This is a genomic window from Geomonas sp. (assembly GCF_056994735.1).
On sequence record NZ_JBXKJL010000051.1, the window covers coordinates 1 to 2141 of the forward strand.

General features: G+C 58.1%; 1 protein-coding gene. It reads left to right on the forward strand.

The window, feature by feature from the left end; genetic code table 11:
* Window positions 1–2141 (forward strand): efflux RND transporter permease subunit (locus tag AC11W3_RS02495; RefSeq protein ID WP_484092426.1); only part of this gene is annotated, 2141 nt, incomplete at both ends.

Consider the following 2141-nt stretch of genomic DNA (forward strand, 5'->3'; position numbering starts at 1 on the left):
TTCATGAAAAGAAAGTGGCTTGCCTTCGCCCTCGCGGGCGGCGCGGTCGTCTTCGGGGTCATGCTCTTTGCATTCGTGCCGACGCAGTTCTTCCCCTCGGCCGAGCGCAACCAGTTCGTGATCGATGTCTGGATGCCTCAGGGGACGCGGATCGAAGCGACCGACGCAGTCATGGGCCGGATCGAAAAAGCCCTGAGCTCCAGTAAAGGAGTCAGCCACTTCGCCACCTTTGTCGGCCAAAGCGCCCCAAGATTCTACTACAACGTCAATCCGCAGCAACCTGACGGCGCTTACGGCCAGTTCATCGTTAATACCGCCTCGGTCAAGGACACAACCCGGCTGGTAAAGGAGCTGCGCCCGGTGCTGGCTGCACTGGCGCCTGAGGCCATGGTGATCGTAAAGGAACTCCAGCAGGGCTCCCAGATGGAGGCGCCGATCGAAGTGCGGATCGCAGGTGACGACGTCGACGAACTGAAGCGGCTGGGCGAAAAGGTACAGGGGATCCTGGAGAGCGTATCGTTTTCCCAGCTCGTGTACAGGGACTACTACAATGATTCATACAGGGTGGACCTAAAAGTCAACGACGAGCTGGCAAACCGTCTCGGCATAACGGACGCGTCGGTGTCGCAAACCCTCTACGGTGCATTCGACGGTGCTGCGGTCGATACCTTCTGGGAAGGAGACCGCGCCGTCACGATCAAGCTGCGACTCGACCCGTCTTCGCGCTCTCAGTTTGCGGACATCGGAAATACCTATGTCGAGTCGGAGCTGACCCGTGCCAAAGTCCCGCTCCGGGCGATTGCTTCGTTGGCGCCGGAGTGGCAGACGAGCAGGATAGTCCGCAGAAACGGCGTGCGCACCTTGACAATCCGTGCGTTTGTGAAGTCGGGGAACTACGCCTCGGAAATTCTGAAACAAGCTATGCCGCAGATTAAGGCCCTGGAGTTGCCTGCGGGCTACCGTATCTTCTACGGCGGCGAAAAGGATAACCAGGACGAGACATTCCCACAGATGGTCGTTGCTCTTGCCATTAGCCTGGTGGTGATATTCCTGGTCCTGCTCGTGCAATTCAGGACCATCTCGGAGCCTCTCGTGGTGATGGCCTCGATCCCGCTCACCCTTCTTGGGGCGATGCTCGGTCTCGTCATCACCCGCAATCCGTTCGGTTTCACCTCTTTCATGGGGCTCATCAGCCTGTGCGGCATTGTCGTCAGAAACGGCATCATCCTGGTCGGTTACTGCAACGAGAGAGTCGCAGAAGGAGAGAGCCTGGAGCAGGCTGCACGGGACGCAGGGGCGCGACGGCTGCGGCCTATCTTTCTCACCTCGATGTCTGCCGCCATCGGGATGGTGCCGATGATTCTCTCCGGGTCGAGCCTCTGGAGCCCGCTCGCGAGCGTTATGTCATTCGGCCTCGTGTTCTCGATGTTCTTCACGCTTCTGGTCATTCCCGTCCTCTTCGCTGTAGTAAAATCCCGCTCGTTAAGGCCGGGGGCTGTCGCCGTTGTGATCGCTACAGGTGTTCTTCTTGCGGGAGGGGGAGAGGCCTCCGCAGAGCCTGTGAAATATTCCCTGACGCTGCCGCAGGCGGTCGAACTTGCGCTAAAGCAGAACTCGGTGCTCAAAATCGCCAGGACAAAGGTGGAGGAGAATGATCAGAAGATCGTGTCGGCGCGGTCCCAATATTTCCCGCAGCTTTCGAACAGTTCGAAGTTTGTCGGCCTGTCGGACACAAATTTTGTAAACGTGCCGGCCGGCAGTCTGGGAAACGTGCCAGGTGTTGGTCCCTTTCCAACTCAAGATTCAAAAATTAATCAGGGCTCCAATCCTTTCTTCCTCAGCGAAACAACCCTTGCGCAGCCGACGACTCAGCTTCTCAAAATCCGTGAAGCCAATCAGATTGCCCGGGCAGACCGCGGCATTGCGGAAGCGGAATTGAAAAGGTCTGAAGACGAAACGGTTTTTGCGGCACATCAGCTCTATTACGCGTTGCTGGTTGCTTACAAGGAGAAAGATGCCGCCGATGCCTTGCTCACCGCTGCGCAGGAAAACCTGCGCGAGTCTGAGGAGGGGGTGAGCGCCGGAAACGTGCTCGATGTGGCGGTCACTGCGGCGAGGGCCAATCTGCTCCAGTCCAGGCA